Annotated in this window: 22 protein-coding genes and 1 tRNA gene; 11 read left to right on the top strand and 12 right to left on the bottom strand. The window is 51.4% G+C overall.

The window, feature by feature from the left end; all coding sequences use genetic code 11:
* Positions 1 to 5 precede the first annotated feature (5 nt).
* The 6 genes from ppa to QXU03_01625 form a co-directional block, all read right to left on the bottom strand.
* Positions 6 to 542 (bottom strand): inorganic diphosphatase, encoded by a 537-nt coding sequence (gene ppa, locus QXU03_01650; GenBank protein MEM2170452.1) that lies wholly within the window; start codon positions 540 to 542, stop codon positions 6 to 8.
* A 62-nt stretch (positions 543 to 604) separates the two neighbouring features.
* A complete protein-coding gene (gene sucD, locus QXU03_01645; GenBank protein MEM2170451.1) occupies positions 605 to 1,483 on the bottom strand; it encodes a succinate--CoA ligase subunit alpha in 879 nt (292 codons plus the stop codon).
* A 5-nt stretch (positions 1,484 to 1,488) separates the two neighbouring features.
* Positions 1,489 to 2,616, bottom strand: coding sequence for an ADP-forming succinate--CoA ligase subunit beta (sucC, locus tag QXU03_01640; GenBank protein ID MEM2170450.1), 1,128 nt, complete (start codon positions 2,614 to 2,616; stop codon positions 1,489 to 1,491).
* A gap of 53 nt (positions 2,617 to 2,669) precedes the next feature.
* A tRNA-Leu gene (locus QXU03_01635) sits at positions 2,670 to 2,754 on the bottom strand.
* 2 nt (positions 2,755 to 2,756) lie between these two features.
* Positions 2,757 to 4,193, bottom strand: a complete 1,437-nt coding sequence (locus tag QXU03_01630; protein MEM2170449.1) for a DUF402 domain-containing protein — start codon at positions 4,191 to 4,193, stop codon at positions 2,757 to 2,759.
* 48 nt (positions 4,194 to 4,241) lie between these two features.
* Positions 4,242 to 4,511, bottom strand: coding sequence for a UPF0147 family protein (locus QXU03_01625; protein MEM2170448.1), 270 nt, complete (start codon positions 4,509 to 4,511; stop codon positions 4,242 to 4,244).
* 97 nt (positions 4,512 to 4,608) lie between these two features.
* Between QXU03_01625 and QXU03_01620 the strand changes: the two genes are divergently transcribed.
* Positions 4,609 to 4,962, top strand: coding sequence for an Sjogren's syndrome/scleroderma autoantigen 1 family protein (locus QXU03_01620; protein ID MEM2170447.1), 354 nt, complete (start codon positions 4,609 to 4,611; stop codon positions 4,960 to 4,962).
* Here QXU03_01620 and tmk read toward each other — a convergent pair.
* Genes tmk through QXU03_01590 form a run of 6 tightly spaced genes read right to left on the bottom strand, consistent with a single transcriptional unit; the run spans position 4,949 to position 10,378 of the window.
* Positions 4,949 to 5,563, bottom strand: coding sequence for a dTMP kinase (gene tmk, locus QXU03_01615; GenBank protein MEM2170446.1), 615 nt, complete (start codon positions 5,561 to 5,563; stop codon positions 4,949 to 4,951). The genes QXU03_01620 and tmk overlap by 14 nt on opposite strands.
* The gene (locus QXU03_01610) at positions 5,550 to 5,948 is read right to left on the bottom strand and encodes a DUF126 domain-containing protein (protein MEM2170445.1); all 399 of its coding nucleotides are present in this window, start codon (positions 5,946 to 5,948) and stop codon (positions 5,550 to 5,552) included. The genes tmk and QXU03_01610 overlap by 14 nt, the downstream gene beginning before the upstream one ends.
* Positions 5,926 to 7,104 carry an aconitase X catalytic domain-containing protein gene (locus tag QXU03_01605; GenBank protein ID MEM2170444.1) on the bottom strand — a complete coding sequence of 393 codons (1,179 nt, stop codon included), beginning with the start codon at positions 7,102 to 7,104 and terminating at the stop codon, positions 5,926 to 5,928. The genes QXU03_01610 and QXU03_01605 overlap by 23 nt, the downstream gene beginning before the upstream one ends.
* Entirely contained in the window at positions 7,104 to 8,390 is a 1,287-nt protein-coding gene (locus QXU03_01600) for a UbiD family decarboxylase (GenBank protein ID MEM2170443.1), read from the bottom strand. Before QXU03_01600 ends, QXU03_01605 begins: the two co-directional genes overlap by 1 nt.
* Before the next feature lie 3 nt (positions 8,391 to 8,393).
* Entirely contained in the window at positions 8,394 to 9,635 is a 1,242-nt protein-coding gene (locus QXU03_01595; protein ID MEM2170442.1) for a Clp1/GlmU family protein, read from the bottom strand.
* A 5-nt stretch (positions 9,636 to 9,640) separates the two neighbouring features.
* Complete coding sequence (locus QXU03_01590) at positions 9,641 to 10,378, bottom strand: hypothetical protein (GenBank protein MEM2170441.1); 738 nt, start codon at positions 10,376 to 10,378, stop codon at positions 9,641 to 9,643.
* Here QXU03_01590 and QXU03_01585 point away from each other — a divergent pair.
* The 10 genes from QXU03_01585 (at position 10,364) to QXU03_01540 (ending at position 17,558) form a co-directional block, all read left to right on the top strand.
* Complete coding sequence (locus QXU03_01585) at positions 10,364 to 10,978, top strand: AAA family ATPase (GenBank protein MEM2170440.1); 615 nt, start codon at positions 10,364 to 10,366, stop codon at positions 10,976 to 10,978. The two genes, QXU03_01590 and QXU03_01585, sit on opposite strands and share 15 nt — an antisense overlap.
* Positions 10,959 to 11,486 carry a CDP-archaeol synthase gene (locus tag QXU03_01580; GenBank protein MEM2170439.1) on the top strand — a complete coding sequence of 176 codons (528 nt, stop codon included), beginning with the start codon at positions 10,959 to 10,961 and terminating at the stop codon, positions 11,484 to 11,486. Before QXU03_01585 ends, QXU03_01580 begins: the two co-directional genes overlap by 20 nt.
* Before the next feature lie 39 nt (positions 11,487 to 11,525).
* Positions 11,526 to 11,816: a 50S ribosomal protein L44e gene (locus QXU03_01575; GenBank protein ID MEM2170438.1), complete on the top strand. Its 291-nt coding sequence runs from the start codon at positions 11,526 to 11,528 to the stop codon at positions 11,814 to 11,816.
* Entirely contained in the window at positions 11,816 to 12,016 is a 201-nt protein-coding gene (locus QXU03_01570; GenBank protein ID MEM2170437.1) for a 30S ribosomal protein S27e, read from the top strand. The genes QXU03_01575 and QXU03_01570 overlap by 1 nt, the downstream gene beginning before the upstream one ends.
* Positions 12,017 to 12,089: 73 nt before the next feature.
* Complete coding sequence (locus QXU03_01565; protein ID MEM2170436.1) at positions 12,090 to 12,377, top strand: transcriptional regulator; 288 nt, start codon at positions 12,090 to 12,092, stop codon at positions 12,375 to 12,377.
* Positions 12,378 to 12,441: 64 nt separating this feature from the next.
* Positions 12,442 to 14,283 (top strand): indolepyruvate ferredoxin oxidoreductase subunit alpha, encoded by a 1,842-nt coding sequence (gene iorA, locus QXU03_01560; GenBank protein MEM2170435.1) that lies wholly within the window; start codon positions 12,442 to 12,444, stop codon positions 14,281 to 14,283.
* A complete protein-coding gene (locus QXU03_01555) occupies positions 14,280 to 14,861 on the top strand; it encodes an indolepyruvate oxidoreductase subunit beta (protein MEM2170434.1) in 582 nt (193 codons plus the stop codon). The genes iorA and QXU03_01555 overlap by 4 nt, the downstream gene beginning before the upstream one ends.
* 276 nt (positions 14,862 to 15,137) lie before the next feature.
* A complete protein-coding gene (locus QXU03_01550) occupies positions 15,138 to 15,968 on the top strand; it encodes a hypothetical protein (protein MEM2170433.1) in 831 nt (276 codons plus the stop codon).
* A 15-nt stretch (positions 15,969 to 15,983) separates the two neighbouring features.
* Positions 15,984 to 17,105 (top strand): ATP-NAD kinase family protein, encoded by a 1,122-nt coding sequence (locus QXU03_01545; GenBank protein MEM2170432.1) that lies wholly within the window; start codon positions 15,984 to 15,986, stop codon positions 17,103 to 17,105.
* Between the two features lie 54 nt (positions 17,106 to 17,159).
* Positions 17,160 to 17,558, top strand: coding sequence for a translation initiation factor IF-5A (locus QXU03_01540; GenBank protein ID MEM2170431.1), 399 nt, complete (start codon positions 17,160 to 17,162; stop codon positions 17,556 to 17,558).
* Positions 17,559 to 17,565 lie beyond the last annotated feature (7 nt).

The raw sequence follows: 17,565 nt of genomic DNA, 5'->3' as shown, positions 1-17,565 counted from the left end.
CTCTACTACTCCTTGCCTTTCCTATACCTTTCAATGGCTTTCCTAATCTTCTCTAAGGCCGCGCCTCTGTCTTTCCAGCCCAGTACCCTGACCCACTTTCCCCTTTCCAGTTCTTTATAGTGCGCGAAGAAGTGCTCGATCCTCTCCTTAATGGCTTCTGGGAGGTCCGCGACGTCCTTTATGTTCTGGAATCTCGGGTCGATCTTATCGGCCGGCACAGCTACGACCTTCGCGTCAAAGCCCTTCTCGTCCTCGGTCTCCAAGACTCCCACTGGCTTAACCCTTATCACAGAGCCGGGTATTAGTGGATCGTAGGAAACAACAAGCACGTCCACGGGGTCACCGTCTTCCTCTAACGTGCCTGGTATGAAGCCGTAGTTAAAGGGGTACACCATCGACGTGTAAAGCACCCTGTCAACGAAGAGCACACCGGTTTCCTTGTCGACTTCGTACTTAACGCCGCTACCAACGGGTATTTCGATCAGCACGTTGACCTCTTCGGGAGCCTTTTCGCCGGGCCCTACCTTCTCGAGCACACTCATGTAAAACCCCTTCACGGCACTACGCCAAGCTGTTATAGTGCTGTGTGAAGTAAAAAACTTTACTACTTCTTCAAGAGGCCGGCGAGTAATAAAGGTACCTGCGAAGGGGTCTCGGCTACTGGTACCCCCGCCCTCTCTAAGGAGTCCTTCTTGGACTTGTAGTCTCCCATACCCATCGATATTATTGCGCCTGCATGACCCATTCTCTTACCCGGTGGCGCGGTCTTACCGGCAATGTACGCTACTACGGGCTTCTTCGAAGAAAGTCCGCCATAGTACTTTGCGAACCTCTCCTCGGCATCACCTCCTATTTCCCCAATTAGCACTACAGCATCCGTTTCCGGGTCTTGGAGGAACATCTCCGAAACCTCTATGAAGTCTAGACCCGTCACCGGGTCTCCTCCGAGGCCTATGACCGTTGAGATCCCATGCCCGGCCTTCCCGAGCTCCCTCGCGATCTCGTATGTTAGTGTACCGCTTCTCGATACGAGGCCTATACGTCCACTGGAAAACACGTGTGCAGGCATTATGCCGAGTTTACACTCGCCAACCGTCATTAAGCCCGGCGTGTTAGGGCCGACGATTATGACACCACGCTTCTTAGCGTAATTCACAAACCTCACTTCTTCGTGTAGGGATACCCCTTCTGTTATTACTACTACGAGCTTCAGCCCGTTGTCCACGGCCTCGTACACGGCGTCCGGCGCGAACCTGGCCGGAACAAATACTACTGACGCATCCACTGGGCCCTGCTCCCTCACAGCTTCGTAGACGGTGTTGTACACCGGTACACCGTGGACGTAGCTTCCTCCCTTACCCGGCGAGGTCCCGGCTACTATTTTAGTCCCGTACTCTAGCATCAACTTGGTGTGAAAGCTCCCCTCCCTCCCCGTTATACCTTGCACTATGGCCCGTGTTTTCGAGTTAACGAGTATTCCCATGGAGGTCACCTCCTGGAGCGCTCCACGACGGCTTTAACGGCGTCATCCATTTCAAAGTAAGCATCTATACCGTGTTCTCTCAATATACGCCTGCCTTCCTCCTCGTTAGTACCGAGCATTCTCACGACTATGGGCTTGGAAACGCCAACTTCTCTTAAAGCCTCTACGATGCCCGCGGCCACCTCATCGCAGCGCGTTATTCCACCGAAGATGTTTATCAGCAAGACCTTTGATCTCGGGTGGGTTAGCATGAGCTTTACGGCTTCCTTAACTCGATCCCTTGAAGCGCCACCGCCAATGTCTAGAAAGTTTGCCGGCTTACCACCATAATACAGTATCGAATCCATCGTGGCCATCGTTAAACCCGCACCGTTGCTAATAACGCCTATATCGCCGTCTAACTCTACGTAACTGAAGCCAAGGTCTTTAGCCTTCTTCTCGTAGTCTGATAGGTCCCTTCCATGGAGCCTCTGTAGCTCGGGGTGCTTGTAGAGGCTGTTGTCGTCTATGATGATCTTGGCGTCCAGCGCCACGAGCTTACCTTCACACGTGTATGCGAGTGGATTAAACTCCACCAGCTCGGCGTCGTAGTCGAGCATTATCCTGTACATGGACTTCATGAGCGGTGAGAGCTCTCCTAGGGCGCTCCAGGGCAGGTTCAAGGCTACGAGGGCGTCGCGGCTCATGTAATCCGTGTAGCCTATTTCGGGGTCAACGTATATTCTGTGCATTTTCTCCGGGTACTTTTTCGCGAGCTCTTCTATCTCCACGCCACCTATTTCGGAGACAAGGTACACGGGCTTCCTAGCGGTACGGTCTACCGTTAGGGACAGGTAGAGCTCTCTCGCAATGCAGACCTTCTCTTCAACTAACAAGGCGTTTACCTTCTCGCCGCGTATACTCGAGCTTAGTAGCGAGCTGGCGATCCTAAAGGCCTCTTCGGGGGTTGACGCGGCCTTAACGCCACCAGCGAGCCCCCGTCCACCAACAAGTACTTGTGCCTTAATCACTACAGGTCCGAGCTCCCTTGCAATGTATGCAACTTCATCGGGTGTTTTAGCGATCTTACCTCGCGGTACCGGGATTCCGTATTTAGAGGCTATTTCCTTGGCTTCATACTCGTAGAGCTTCAATTAGACCACCAAAGTTATAGGAAGTAGCCCTAGGGAAAATAAGGGTATGCGAGTGCGGGGGGTGGGATTCGAACCCACGCAGGCCTACGCCATCGGGTCCTAAGCCCGACCCCTTTGACCAAGCTCGGGCACCCCCGCACCTATTTCTCTAGATTCCTCGACGGGTTATAAACGTAGCCGTAGGGGTTTGCGAGCACGTCTTCGACAGCTCTTTTAGCGTACAGGTATAACGCGTCCGTTACCGCTCCCTGTTCACGTAGCCTTTCAAGTTCCTCCACGTCAACTAGCCTGGTTTCTCCCGAAGGGTGTATTACGACGTCTATTAGCAGGTCATGGTACTTAACCACCCCGGGCGCTACTTCTGGGGGCGTATTTATGTTTATGTACGATCCCAGCCAGCTACCAGCCCTATGGTAGTTGTGGGAAAGCACGGGTTTACCGGTATCCACCACGACGTAGTCCACGTCACCGGGCCTTCTCTCGACATTCAGCCCGTCGTATGTTCCCTCCGACTTGATGGTCCTTTCCACCACCATGACTAGCTTGTTGCTTTCGACCCTGGCGTTTACGACCCTGCCCGGCTGGAGCCTTATTACCTCGCCAGTAGGCCTTACATGGAGGAATTCTACCGTACCTGTTTCTAGCAGGCTCTTGACGATGTAAGTAGCTACGCCGGCACCTGTACCCTCGCCCCTGCCCCCACTACTGTGCATGAGTAGGTGCTCGGCGAAGTCCACCAAGTCGCTTAATCCCATGGACTTTAAGCTGTGGTGCATGTCAATCGTGTACGTAACTTGTCTCCTATACCCGTCAAGTAGCTGCTTAGCCAGGCTCGTAAGCCCTAATATAGCTATGAACTCGCCGTCTCTAAGCTTCGCGGGCTCGCGCGCTTCTTCTGCGCGCTTTAACAGGTTCCTGTACTCTTCTAGGAGCACGTCTACTTCGCTAGCGATGGACCTGCTATCAGCGTACTTAGAGCTACTTCTAAAATGTATTCCTAAACCACTACCCGCGAGCTTCGACGCCGCGATCACCGAGAGCCTCGCCCTTACACTTGAGTCGCGTATGTGCTCGGAAAAGGAGATTCTGGGCTCTCCGTGCACTAGGGCAATATACTTACCAACAATCCTGAAGTTCCTCGTCAAGATAAGCCGTTCTTGGGGCTTTAACGGGGGCTTTTTCACGCCCACTACTACTTTACTACCAACTTCTTCTTTACATGGGTACAGAGAACCGTGAGTTCCACCGATGTCGACTACGCATAGTTCTCCTTGCTTGCTGGTAACTCTACCAACGTAAACAGCGTGCAACTCTACAGGCGACTCCCACCTAAACACGTACTTTAAGCTATCTAATAACACCTTGTAGACGAGCCCTGCCTCTCCTGGAAACCCTACAACGAGAAGCTCGTCTACGTTCTCGCAGTCTTTTACCGTAACATCACATGGTGCAGCGTCAAGATCAATTCCAAGCCTCTCTCTAACCTTCTCGCTCGCTTCTACGAGCTTGAAGCCGCTCTCAAGCAGTATCTTCGAAATGGCGGTCGCGTAAATCCCCCTTACCCTCACACTTACCATGCAGGGATCTACCTAGCTCGAGGAGTTAAGCACGGCCACTAAGCGGCTTCAATCCTTTATGGTCTCTAAGAGCGCTATTATCTGCCAGATCTTCGTTCTCGCGCTCAGCGGCATGTTGGGGTCTTGGCTAACCTGGTCCAGCGCACTAATGGCGTTAGCAGCTCTAACGCCCGGTGAATGCCTTTCATCGCGCAGGTAATTGAGCGCCTCCGTTGCCGCCCGCCTAATGTTTCTGGGCACGGCCGTATCGTTAATTATAGTTACAAGCATGTAAATCGCGCTCTTAATCCGCGCTTCATTATCTATAATCCTACTCAAGAACCCCACCTCCTGTTACTCTTTATAAATACGTATACACAGTCTTCTTGTTTAGAAGGAAGAGTAGCTTGGCTTATATGTTTTCAGGTGTCTGTTTATGGGGCTAAGCAGGGATCCGGCGAAAATAATGGCAGAGCTCCTGAAGTCCGGCGCGGTGATGCTGGCCGAGATATGCCCCGTGGAGGGCTGCAACTTACCGTTATTTAAGCTTAAGAGCGGCGAGATAGTGTGCCCAGTTCACGGCAGGGTTCACGTCGTGAAAACGGATGAGGAGGTCAGGGAAGTCTACGCTAGGACATACCTAGCTAATGTACTGGAGCGCTTGGAGGTTCACGCCCTTAAAACAATCGAAACGTTGACCGGTAACTCTGACGTAGACCCGGCGGAGTTGATCAGGTGGCTAGAGGTGCTTGAACGCATTCAGAGGCTAAAACACGCTACCAAGAAGTAGCCCTTGATCTTAACGCTCCTAGAACGGCGCCTTCAACGTCGCTGTAGACCTCTTCTACGCTCCTGGAAGCGTCAACTTTAATTAGTAGACCGCGCTTGACGAGCTCCAAGTACGCCTCGCGAACCCTCCGTAAGAGTAGCACCTCCTCGAACTCCGGGAAGCGGGAAGAAGAGCCGAGCTTCCTTTTCAATGCTAGCTCGGGCTCTACGTCGAGGTAAACGGCGATATCCGGCTTCAACGCCCATGCATTGACCTCCAATACCCATTCTAACGGTGCACCGCACGCTGACTGGTACGCAGCGCTACTGTAGAAGTACCTGTCCGAGACTACTACGTAGCCCTTCTCTAAAAGAGGTTTTATCGTGATCTTGACGTGTAGTAGCCTGTCTAGTGCAAACGTCAGTGCATCTATGTAGGGGTCACGGAGATCCCTGTACTTCGTCTTCATTAAGGTAACCACCTCGGAGTCCGTTGGTTCGTACGTGTAGGCAACGCTATAGCCCAATTTACTGAGCTTTTCCACTAGCATGCTAGCTACCGTCGTCTTACCGGAGCCATCAATACCCTCTAGTACTACGAATAGTCCACTACCAGCGTACATAGAGCTCCCCCTCCCTGACTTCTACGTGCGCTCCATCAGGAATCCCAGAAAGCACCGAAAAAGGTTCAACGACATATAGCGGTATATCCCCGAGAACGCACCCGGCTACGAGCATGGGCTCCACCTCTTCAACTAGCATGCACAACGGCGCCTTCGCATTTTTCTTCAAGGCGTAAAGGACGTATGGGCCGACTGTGCTACCCCGGCTACCCCTAAAAGCGAGTACTTTGCCGTCAATGCAGATGTCTATATCTCCCTCCTTCAAACATCCCGTTTCGGGGTCCACTTCGCCGAAAAAGCTTATGTGACGATCTAGTATTAAAAGACTGCCTTTACACTCCCCCGGGATGATCGGCTTTACCCTAACCCTTACTCCCGCATACATACTTTACGACCCCCTCTAGCTTAGCGAGCCTTACCCTAACACCGTATACTTTCTTAATGTAAAACGCTGCTTTACCGCTATTAGTGACCACTGCGTCAAACCTCTCACGAAGGCGTGAAACGACGGGACAGGTACCTGCAGCCACATCAACGCCACGTGCTTTAAGCTCGTAAATGATACCCCGGAACTTGGACACGTACTCTCGTGGAACCGTAACTAGTAGCTTTCCTCTTTTAGGGCGACCGTACTTTCCCAGTAATTTAATTACTACGAGTAGCTCCACCGGGTGTACATGCGGACAGCCAATGTAGCCTAATACTTTGTCGTCGCCCGATAAGTCATCGCCTAGGTAATTTTCTAGCAGGTCTTCCTCTACTGTAACCCTGTCTTCCAGCTCGAGGCGGTATGTGTTACGTGGCGTAATACCCTCTAACACCGCGAGTGCGTGACTCCCGGTGGAAGCCATGGAAGCTAGGAGCGCTTTAAGCTCACTGATATCAATGTTCTTGAGCCCGACGACGTAAGGCACTTCATTAACGAACTCTCCAATCCACAGGCCTAGAGCTCCAGCCGGTAGGTGTAGTAATTTCACAGGCACCTCTACCTTTACCCTGGCAACTCTGTTCTCGTCTAGGTGTAGCCCGGCCTTGTACGTGTACCCGACTATGGATGCAGCAAGCGCTACTGGGCCGCCTTCCCTATTAGTGTAGGCTCCGAAAAAGGAGTTGGCATATATTACGGCGCTGCTTTCCCCCCATGCCAGGTGCTCGCCCGCTGTAGGGGGTCTGTAGTAATATGGAATGCAGGTGAGCACGGGTTTGAACCCCATCCCGATCAGAGCCTCGTCTATTTTGCGCTGCTCCTCCACGTACCTGTTCTCTACAATTCTAGACAGCCCGGAGTAGTCTAAGCAACCCGGGTTTATTGTTGTGTACACCTTCGCCCTGCCCCCTTTCCCGTAGAAGTCCCGTATGAACTCTAGCCCGTACTTGCCGATGTTAGAGTACGATATTCCTGATACGTGGGCGTGCTTTATCTCGACGAGTTCTCGAGCACCGACAGCATCGCCCACCTTAACTATAAGCTCTAGCGCCTTGGCGGCAGCCCACCCGTACTCGCCTTGTAGTATTCTCTCCTGCTCTTCGGTGAGGTACATTACGGTATCTCCGCGCGCCTATACTTGTCGTAGGGCTCGTTTCTGGGTGTTATAGCTACTACCACTACCTTGTCCCCAACGCCCTCCCTGCTTCTAGGCTCAAGAGTACTTCCCCGCACATCTCTCAAGACGAGTACGTCGCTTCCGCCTTTAACCCTAGTAGCTATCGCCCATTCAACGTCTTCCAAGTCATCCACATCAATGTCATCGTCCACTATAACTAAGTGCTTAATACTCGGGTGCCCGGAGATCGCAACAAGCGCGGCTAACTTCGCATCACCCTCCGAGCACTCCTTGCTAATAGACACGACTCCATGCAACCACATGGATCCCCCTTCCGTCAACCTGACAGCCTTAACGCACGGTAATACTCGCTTTAGTTCTATGTACATGTGCGCTTCTCGGGGAAATCCCATGAATAGCTGGTGTTCCCAGAGGCCCGGCACGATCGCGTGAACCAGCAGAGGGCGCCTTCTCGACAGGTACATGCTCTCCGCGATGAAGATTGGTTGCTCACGGGCCCCGTCCACCAGCATTAACATGTCTACGAAGGGGCCTTCAAGGGCCCTCTCGCCTCTGGGGATGACTCCTTCGATAACAATGCTCGCGTTCGCGGGTACGGGAATACCGTATTTTGGAGTTCTAGCAACCTTTCGTTCACCACCTAGGGATGCACCAACCCCTACCTCGAAAATACCTAGTGGAGGGCTCGTGGCAGCTGCCATTTCGTGGTAGGGGTCGAGCCCGAGGACCAGCGCTACTGGTGCGTCCCTACCTTCCTCGAAAAACTTCGAGATGATGTGGTATAAATGCCGCGGTACTACTCTTAGAACTACTCTATTTTTGGATAAGTACATCGTTCTGTGATAACTCGCATTACACGTAGATTCGTGGCACACTATGTACACTGAACTGGTTAAATAGTAACCCCCGTCTTCCCTGTAAAACTTTAAAAATGGTAGCCTCGAAAGGTCTACTTCAACCTCATCGAAGTAGTCCTTGAAGTTCACCTGTTCGAGTGATGTAGGAGTTTGCTGAGCCCTTTCGACCGCCAGATACGCTTCTTCCAGGCTATTAACGCCTAGGAGTGAAATAATGTCCTTACGCGTTGACAGGAGATTAGAAAATAACACTACATCTTCCAGCTCCTTGACCTTAAAGAAAACCAGGGCATCTCTGTTCATATAACTAATCCTGGTAACATCGTATTCGCGCTCTATGAGGCCATGCTCAATTACGCGCTTGCCCATCCGTGATGCTGTTTTTTTGAGGTACTCCAGCTCCAATGCCTACACCTCGAGATACTCCTCTAAATACTCAGGGGTGAGCTTCATTCTAGACAGCCTCAACACGTCTATTTTACCTGTATACCTTGTTCTTAAAACCACCTCGCGAGATTCAAAGTCGAATTTCTCAACTAAGCAGGGGTATTCGGGGCCGTTCAACGAACCGACTGCGCAGTACAAGCCCTTCTCAAAGCCTTGATTGTATACTCGGACTTTCTCGTAGCCCAGCTTCTTTAGCTCATCGCCTTGGTAGCTCTTAACTATGCCATAGACGTTGAGGACGCCGGGTAGCTTGGAGGCGTAGACTACCCTGCCTTCTATGAAGTTCGACACACTAGACGTGTCTACCTCTAGGCCGTGGAACACACTACAACCCTCGATCAGAACGTTGTCCATTTTTACCCTTACCACCTGGGCGCCTTCAAGGAACTCGCGGTATCTTAGGCTTCTCAGTACTCTCCGTTCCTCGCGACTTCTTACTTTCCTATATACTGGGGCTTGAACCTCGTAGACAGCGATTCCTAGCTTCCTAAAACGCGTGAAGTAGCCACCCAGTTCTTCACCGAGAACCACCACCGCGTCCGGTTTCAAGGCCTCTACCAGCGTATTTTTGTGCAGTATTCCGTGCTCGTCTCTTACCCAGCCATCAGTATCCACCACTACGCTGTCGAAGCCTTCCCCCTCAGCTACCTCGACTAGTCTCACAATCTCGTTTACAATGATCTGCGTGTAGCCCTGGGGCTTTATGTCACCTATAAACCTCATAATTAGGGGCCTTAACTCGTTAATCCAGTACACGGGCTTCTCGGAGTAGCCCGCCGACACGAATCCCGGGGGACCTATGTCCGCCTGCCCTACGTCCCCGTCAATAACTACGGGTTTGCGCCCGCACGCTAATAGAGTGTTGTAAAGCACAGTGGTAAAGGAGGTCTTACCGCAGTCTACGCAACCCACTACCACTACGCGATTAAATCCGCGTTTCGCGATCTCCCGCGCGATGTTTTTCTTCACTCGGTAGGGGTCGGAGGAATCCAGCGTCTGTATCTGCGAATCGTTGATCATCGCGACCTCGAGTTCGCAGCTGTCCACGGCCTCTGCGACGTAGTTCCTAGCCTTGTGTATAATGAATTTCTCACCGGTGCAGGCGAGCTTTCCCTGGACATCTATACAGCCGTTTCTGACCACTACAGACATTGGACCGTACAGCTTAACCGCCTCATCCTTCGCTAGTTTCAGGATGGGCATTTCTACTACAGCACCTCTACGCCCTTACTCAGCGCTATCCTATAGGCTGCATATATGTCTTTGTGCCTGAAGGGTTTGAGGCCGCGTAATCTCCTTGCAGAGTGAACTACTTCGTCTATCCTACTTCTACTCGGAGATGTGCTCGTCTCGTCAACTAGCTCTAGTGGGATGTTAACGTACTTCTTCTTAATGTACTCTACAACTTCGCCGCACTTGTGACCCGTGCCGACCTTAACCCTGATCTCATCGTGCGGAACGCAGCTCAGTACGTAGTTAAAGTCCTCGTCAAGGTCTTTTAACCCGCCTTCACCGTAAAGCAGGAGGTAGTCGTCTCCGAGAATGACGTAGCTGAGTACATCACCGGGATCTACGCCGACGATCACGCTTCTATAACCACTACTGTACATGGACGCTAGTATGGCCTCTTCCAGCTTTTTACAGCTTCTCTGCGGATCGTATATTATCAACAAGTCCTTCCTACCCTCAAGTTCCCCTAAAATGTACTCAAAATCTGTATAGACAACGCTCCCCCGAGGCAGGTCTTCTCCCGGGTAGTAATAGCTGAACGCGATACCGCGTCGTTTAGCCAGTTTTATGGCCTGCATGAACCACTTCGGATCGTATACTGCCAGTACTAGTAATCTCCTTTGCAAAACGCACCGACCGTTGCTTCTAGCTATAAGCTCCTCGTCATTATTAGATTGTCTTGGTGATAGCTTATATACGACGTGTACAGTGGTCACAGGTTACTAGACGGCGTGATCGAGCCCTCGACGGCGGTACTTTTCTACGGCCCTGCAGGCGCTGGCAAAACCACCCTCTTATTAGCCATTGCCAGCAACGTGTGTAGGTTTCACGACTGCGTTTACATATCAACTGAAGAGACCCTCCACTACGAGAGAGTTGCAAAAAACCCGGAAAAGTACGAGAAAGCGCTGTTCGCCGAAGCATACGACATGGATACCCTCTTAAGACTAGCCATCGCAACATACCTGCTAAGACCGGTCTTCGTTTTCGTCGATAGTATAAATGCACTATTCCGCGTAGAGGCGCTTAGAGAAAGCGCTCTCACAAAGCAGGTTTTTATCATCAGCTTGCTGCTTGAAGCGGTAGCGGGGCACAGGGGAAAGCTCTTCGCCACCGCACAGGTTAGAGTGGGGGAGAGGGGGGACTTAGAGGCATCCGGATCGAGGATCATGGATTACTACTTCGACACCGTCATAGGGGTCTTCACCGAAGAAGCCGGTAGAAGGTACATTAAGCCCGCGAAAACCCCCGTTCCAGCGAGCTTTAATAAACTTTCCTTCAAAATAACGGAAACTGGTGTCGAATGGCTTGATTGAACCCGAAGACTACTTACTGTGGGTACTGAGGTACTACCTACCCCCAATGATCGCAAACGCCTTCCCCGTCCTGATTGGAGGGACCAAGCCAATTGACGGAGGCAAGCTCTTCGTCGACAATAAGCCCATTTTTGGGAAAAACAAGACGTGGGAAGGGCTGCTCCTGGGCGTCATCGGGGCTTATATTGCCGGCTCCTGCATAGGAGCGTTCTTAGGCGAGCCCCTAACCCCGTTGTTAGCCCTAGGTGCTGGCTTCTCTGCTCTTCTAGGAGACCTCCTAGGGGCGTTTATTAAGCGAAGACTTAGCATCAAACCCGGAGATCCCGCGCCCCTACTCGACCAGTGGGATTTCGCGCTTGCTGTAACGGCGTATTACTACTTACTGGGCATCGGGGACGTCGTGTTAAGGCCTCTTTATGTGGTCACAACGCTACTCTTGATCCTCGCCCTCCACGTTTTAACAAACGTGGTTGCTTACGCGTTAGGTTTAAAACACTCAAAACTCTAGCTTAAACTAGTGCAGTAGCGCTATATGCAGGTGTTTACCGTGGCGAAATACCCCAAAGTTATAGTGACCTACTGCCCGAGATGTCGAGCACACACAGAGCACTCAGTAACGATATACAAGCACGGTAAGAGGAGGGGCATTGCCGAAGGTGAGAGAAGGTACGAGAGGAAAAAGAGGGGTTACGGATCCAAGAGAAAGCCCGAGCAGAAGAGGTTTGCAAAGACAACCAAGAAAGTCGTCTTAAAACTTAAATGCAATAAGTGCAGTTACATAGTGCACAGAAGAGGCATTAGGCTGAAGAAGGCCGAGCTCGTGGAGGTGGCTAAATAGTGAAGAAGAGAAAGCTACTTATACCAATGCCCAAGAGCAGGTTCTACAAGGTAGTCTGCAAAAACTGCGGTGCTGAAAATGTAGTCTTCGACCACGCTACCTTTCCCGGAAAGTGCAAGGTTTGTGGAACACAGCTCGTTGAACCTACCGGGGGTAAGGCGAGGATCGTTAACGCAGAGATCGTTGCCGAGCTCGGTTAGTAAACGTTCATTTATAAAGTTTATTACGCCCATGTGTTCTCAGAGTTTCCTTGAACACAGGTGAATGTCATTTATGAGTAGAGATCAGCTGATAGGGTGGCTGCTCGTAGCAATATCCATAGTCGTGATCGTCGCGTACGCGTGGTTAATGCTCTTTGGCGATTTCTGGGTCTGGTTAACGAAGTTAACTCTCATAGTTGCAGTAGTCGCCGTTTTCGGCATACTGGGGTGGATTGGTTACACGCTTGCCACGACACCTCCGCCCAAACCTATTGAAGAAATAGAAAGGGAGATCGAGGAAGAGTTGAAGAAGCTTGAAGAGGAGGCTAAGCAGTCTGAGGCATCTAAGGGTAGCCGGTAGTGCGTAATAGCGTGAAATACCGTTTTTAGGTTTAGCCCATATATAGGCTAGTGGTGCTCACTAAATGAGCCTCCTGGCGCCCCCGGGAACCAGGCTCGCCCTAATGGGTAACGAGGCCATTGCGCGTGGTATCATAGAAGCGGGCACGAAGGTTGTTACCGGGTACCCCGGTACGCCTTCTAGCGAAGTTATAATGGCTCTTCAAAGGTACAGTAGTCACCTTGTTGACATGTACGTAGAGTGGGCAGTAAACGAGCGCGTTGCATTCGAGGTAGCTTATGGGGTTGCAATTACCGGGCTACGAGCTATGGCAACCATGAAAGCACCGGGCCTAAACGTGGCGTCAGATCCTGTTCTTTCCGCGGCATACTCCGGCGTGGACGGCGGCCTCGTAGTACTGGTCGCCGACGATCCGGGACCCCACACCACGCAAACCGAGCAGGACAGTAGGTGGTACGCGAAATTGGCTAAGTTACCGATGATCTCGCCATCAAGCCCCCAGGAGGCCAAGGACTATACCAAGATAGCCTTTGATCTAAGCGAAGAGTTGAGCTTACCTGTAATACTGAGGACTACCACGAGGGTAAACCACGCTGTGGGAGACGTAGTGCTCGGCGAGGTGAGGAGGCTGAACCGGGAGCCCAGGTTCACAAAAAACCCTCCCAGGTTTGTGAGAGCCGGCATGAAGTGGAACCTTGAAAGGCATAAATGGCTTGACGACCAGCTGGCGCGCGTGGAGATAGCGGCGGAAAAGTACGACCTAAACAAGGTCGAGGGATCCGGCGATGTCTGTGTGGTTACGGAGGGTGTAGCGTATAACTACGTGAAGGAGATTGCAGTAGAACGTGGTTTAAACGCGAGAATCGTTAAGCTAGGCCTTTTATATCCGCTTCCTGCAAGGTTCTTAACGAAGACGCTAGCCGGGTGCAAGGAGATAATAGTGGTCGAGGAGCTGGATCCCTACCTCGAAGAAGGCTTGAAGGCGCTACTCTTTGAAATGGGCTTGAATGCCCCAGTGAGGGGGAAGCTCACAGGCCACACGCCGCTGGAAGGTGAGCTGAATAAGCATATCGTCGAGAGAGCTCTTGGAGTACACGCAAAGGCCACCGAACTACCCCAAGTACAGGTGCCTCCAAGGCCCCCGCCTCTATGCCCTGGGTGCCCCCACAGATTCTCATTCTTAGCGCTAAAGATCGCGATTTCTAGGAGGAGGTTAAAACTCAGTGACGTCCCCATAATAGGCGACATAGGTTGCTACGCCCTTTCGGTATATCCTCCCATAGACATGTTGTGGACAGAGCACAGTATGGGAGCGAGCATATCAATGGCTGCAGGTATAAAAATCGCCGGCTTCAAAGAGCCTGTCGTAGCGGTTATTGGGGATTCTACGTTTTACCACGCTGGAATACCGTCATTAATTGAAGCGGTAAACAAGAAGGTTAACTTACTAGTCCTCATACTCGACAACGGCGTAGTCGCGATGACCGGCCACCAATCCACTCCCGCGTGGAAAGTGAGCGAGACTGGAAGAGAGGTGAAGTCCATTCCAATAGAAGATGTAGTGAGGGCCATCGGGCCAGATAACGTGGTCGTAGTAGATCCATACAACTTCGACGAGATGATCGGCATCCTCGAAGACATGCTATCGAAGCCGGGTGTAAACGTTGTCATAGCTAGGCATCCGTGCGCGCTACTAGAAGTTAGAACGCAGGGCGCCGCTCTCAGGTACTACGTTGAAAAAGATCTGTGCAGAGGGTGTAAAGCGTGCTTGGCATCTACGGGTTGCCCTGCCATATTCATGGAAGCTGGTAAGGCCGTGATAATCGAAGAGGATTGTAACGGCTGCGGAATTTGCGCCAGGTTCTGTGCATTTAAAGCGATTAAGCCGGTGAAGGTGGTGGAATGAAAATCACGAATATACTCATAGCCTCTGTTGGTGGCCAGGGCGGTTTAACCCTCGCCAGGGTTCTAGCGGTGGCGGCAACGCTGGAGGGGTTACAGGTTAGAACGGGGGAAACTCTCGGAATGGCTCAAAGGTATGGGAGCGTCGTCAGCTATGTGAGGATAGGTGAAGAGGTTTACTCGCCAATATTTAGCCCAGGAGACGCGGACTACTTACTCGGCCTAGAACTCTACGAGACGTTGCGGAACATCCACTACCTCAAACCCGGCGGGAAGCTCATCGCGGCTAACGAGTATAGGCCACCGTACTCAGTGAGCTTCAACACCCCGGAGAGTAGCCGAGATGACGTAATTCAAAGGTTAAAGTCCTTGGCACCCGGAGCGCTAATAGTACCAGCTAGAAAAACAGCAGTTGAATCGGGAAATCCGAGGGCCTTAAACATGGTGGTTCTTGGTGCGTTTATAAAGATGTCGGGGATTTTGAAAACGAGCAACGTTGAAGAGGCTATAGGGTTAGTCATATCGAAGCGCGCTATTAAGCCCTCGCTACTAGCGTTTAGAAAGGGACTAGAATTAATTTAAATGAGCCCCATCCATAACGTTCTTAAATTACAATTACACTTCCATGCTCGTCGCTTGCCCCAATCAGCACAGTGTTGAAGTGTGCTTTATCTCTTAGTTGCTCAGAGTAGCCGTGTACTGTAGCCAGGGGCAATTTAACTTGACACGACGCTCTTCAGCCTACAGAGCTCTTCATCGTCCACTCGGAGTTCGGATCCCTCATCATCTGGTTTCATTTACGCAGAGCAGCCGGTTCTTAAATACCCTGCTAAGTCATTACGGGTAAAGGGGCTTAATATGTGTAGGATACTAGCACTGTCCAAAACCAACAAAGACCTCCTTGATGTGGTGTTGAACTCGTTCGTACTAAGCAACGAATACGACCCATACCTGGAGCGGGTCAGTAGAGGCAAGCACAAGTCGCATGACGACGGGTGGGGGCTCGTCGCGGCGGGGCTTTTGAAGGAACAACCCGTTGTAGCTCACCACAAGTCACTAGAGCCAATATACTACGAGTCTTCGAGGAGGGTGATCAGCCTCTTCTCGAAGAAGATCAGCGAATACCAGCCGCTCTACCTCGTACTCCATGCACGTAAAGCATCCGCGAAAGAGCCTTACGGCATAGACTACGTGCATCCATTCATGAGGTTAACCGATAACGGCGCGGCGTGGTTCGTACACAACGGGGGTGCAGATAAAAGAGCACTCGCCGAGAAGCTAGGGGTGTATCCCTGGATCCGCGTAGACTCGGAACTACTCGGCCACTACGTAATGGATTACGTCCTTACATGCGCGGAAGGGGGAGAAAACGTTGATACCTGCGTCGTAGAGGCATACAGCGAGGCCAAGAACTACGTCTTAAGCGGTAGCGCCCTCAATACGGTACTACTCGTGCTCTTCAAAGACTCCCCTTACCTGTACCTGACTCACTGGCTCCGCGAACCTCGTGACGATAATTTGAAGGAGTACTACACCATAGTAGCGTACAGCGGTGACGGGGCAGTTTTCGCTGGTTCCATAACGATAAAGGAATATCTGCCCGGAGACATGTCTGGTAGCGTGTACGCGCTCGAAGAGGGCATTTACAGGCTTAAGCCCGAGAAGCTAACGAAAATAGCCAGCCTGTAAATGGTGGCGAGCAGTTTGACCTCCAAGCGAGTGGGCTTCATAGTTAACCCGATAGCCGGAATGGGGGGTTCCGTAGGGCTTAAGGGTACTGATGGAGAAGCTTACTTTAAGGCCCTAGAGCGCGGTGCTAAGCCTGTCGCACCTCAACGTGCACTGATGTTCCTCAACGGTATCAACTCCGAGGACTTTGAAATAGTGAGTGTAGCCGGTGTAATGGGCGAAGACGCCGTTAAGGCAAGTAAACACAGTGCCAAGTTAGTAGAAGTCATTGGTGAGCGGAAGGAGATTACACGTAGAGAAGATACCATAAAGGCCGCTACCAAGATGAGGAGCTCCGTAGACATACTGGTCTTTGTAGGTGGCGACGGCACGGCACGCGACATATGCGAATCAGTAAGCACCTCATTACCGGTAATAGGCGTACCAAGCGGCGTGAAGATGTACAGCTCGGTGTTCGCAGTAAGTCCCATCGTAGCCGCCAGGCTACTGGATTTGTTTTTGAAAGGCATGACCGTGCTCGTAGAGAGGGAAGTTCTCGATGTGGACGAGGAGGCGTTCAGGGAAGACAGGCTCGTAGTTAGGCTGTTTGGCTATCTGCTCGTGCCGAGCTATGAAAATCTAGTGCAAGCACCGAAAACGCTGTACTCCGGCACGGAGGAGGAGTTAGCCAAGGAGGCAATTGCAGAATACATCGTAGAGACCATGGAACCTAATACCCCTTACATACTCGGACCCGGTTCCACCGTCAAGGCGGTATGTAGAAAGTTAGGCTTGGACTGCACACTACTGGGCGTTGACGTGGTGCTGAACCGCGAACTGCTAGTAAAAGATGCGTGGGAAAAAGACCTGCTAGACGTAATTGAACGGTATGGCAAGGTTAAGTTGGTTGTTACCCCAATTGGAGGTCAGGGGTTTCTGTTTGGTAGGGGGAACCAGCAAATATCCCCACGAGTCCTTTCAATGATAAATAAGGAGGACATCATAGTGGTATCCACGGAGAGGAAGATCCGCGATGTAAATGCCCTTTTAGTGGACACCGGAGATAAGTCCACCGATGCAAAGCTGACCGGTTACATCAAAGTGCTTGTTGACTACAATAGGTTCATCGTGGCGAGGGTTATTAGCGAAACCACTTAAGGTTATGTTACAGCTTATTAAAGCCTAAACGGTATTTCAAGAAAGGTGAACTGTTTGAGCAAGACGTATGAAACGCTAGGTAACCTAAAGGTAGGGAGCTTTGTAGTAATAGACGGAGAACCCTGTAAAATAATTGAAATATCGAGAGCTAAAACGGGTAAACACGGAAGTGCCAAGGCTACTGTGATCGCCGTGAGCCTCATCTCGAAATCTAAAAAAGTCCTAGTAGCGCCCGTAGACACGCAGGTCGAAGTCCCCATGGTGGAGAAGAGGGTTGGAAGGGTAATAGCCGATCTTGGTGATAAGGTTCAAGTAATGGACGTGGAGACATTCGAGGTCTTTGAAATAGCAAAAGATGCCATAGACGAGACGATACGTAGCAGGATAACGCCAGACCAGGAGGTAGAGTACTGGCAGGTCATGGACGTGAGGATTATTTTAAGGCCACGGTAGTGGCCAT

Source organism: Desulfurococcaceae archaeon, assembly GCA_038845865.1.
GTDB lineage: Archaea > Thermoproteota > Thermoprotei_A > Sulfolobales > Desulfurococcaceae > UBA285.
Note: the sequence above shows the minus strand (reverse complement) of the source record. Positions and strands in the feature narration are given on the sequence as shown.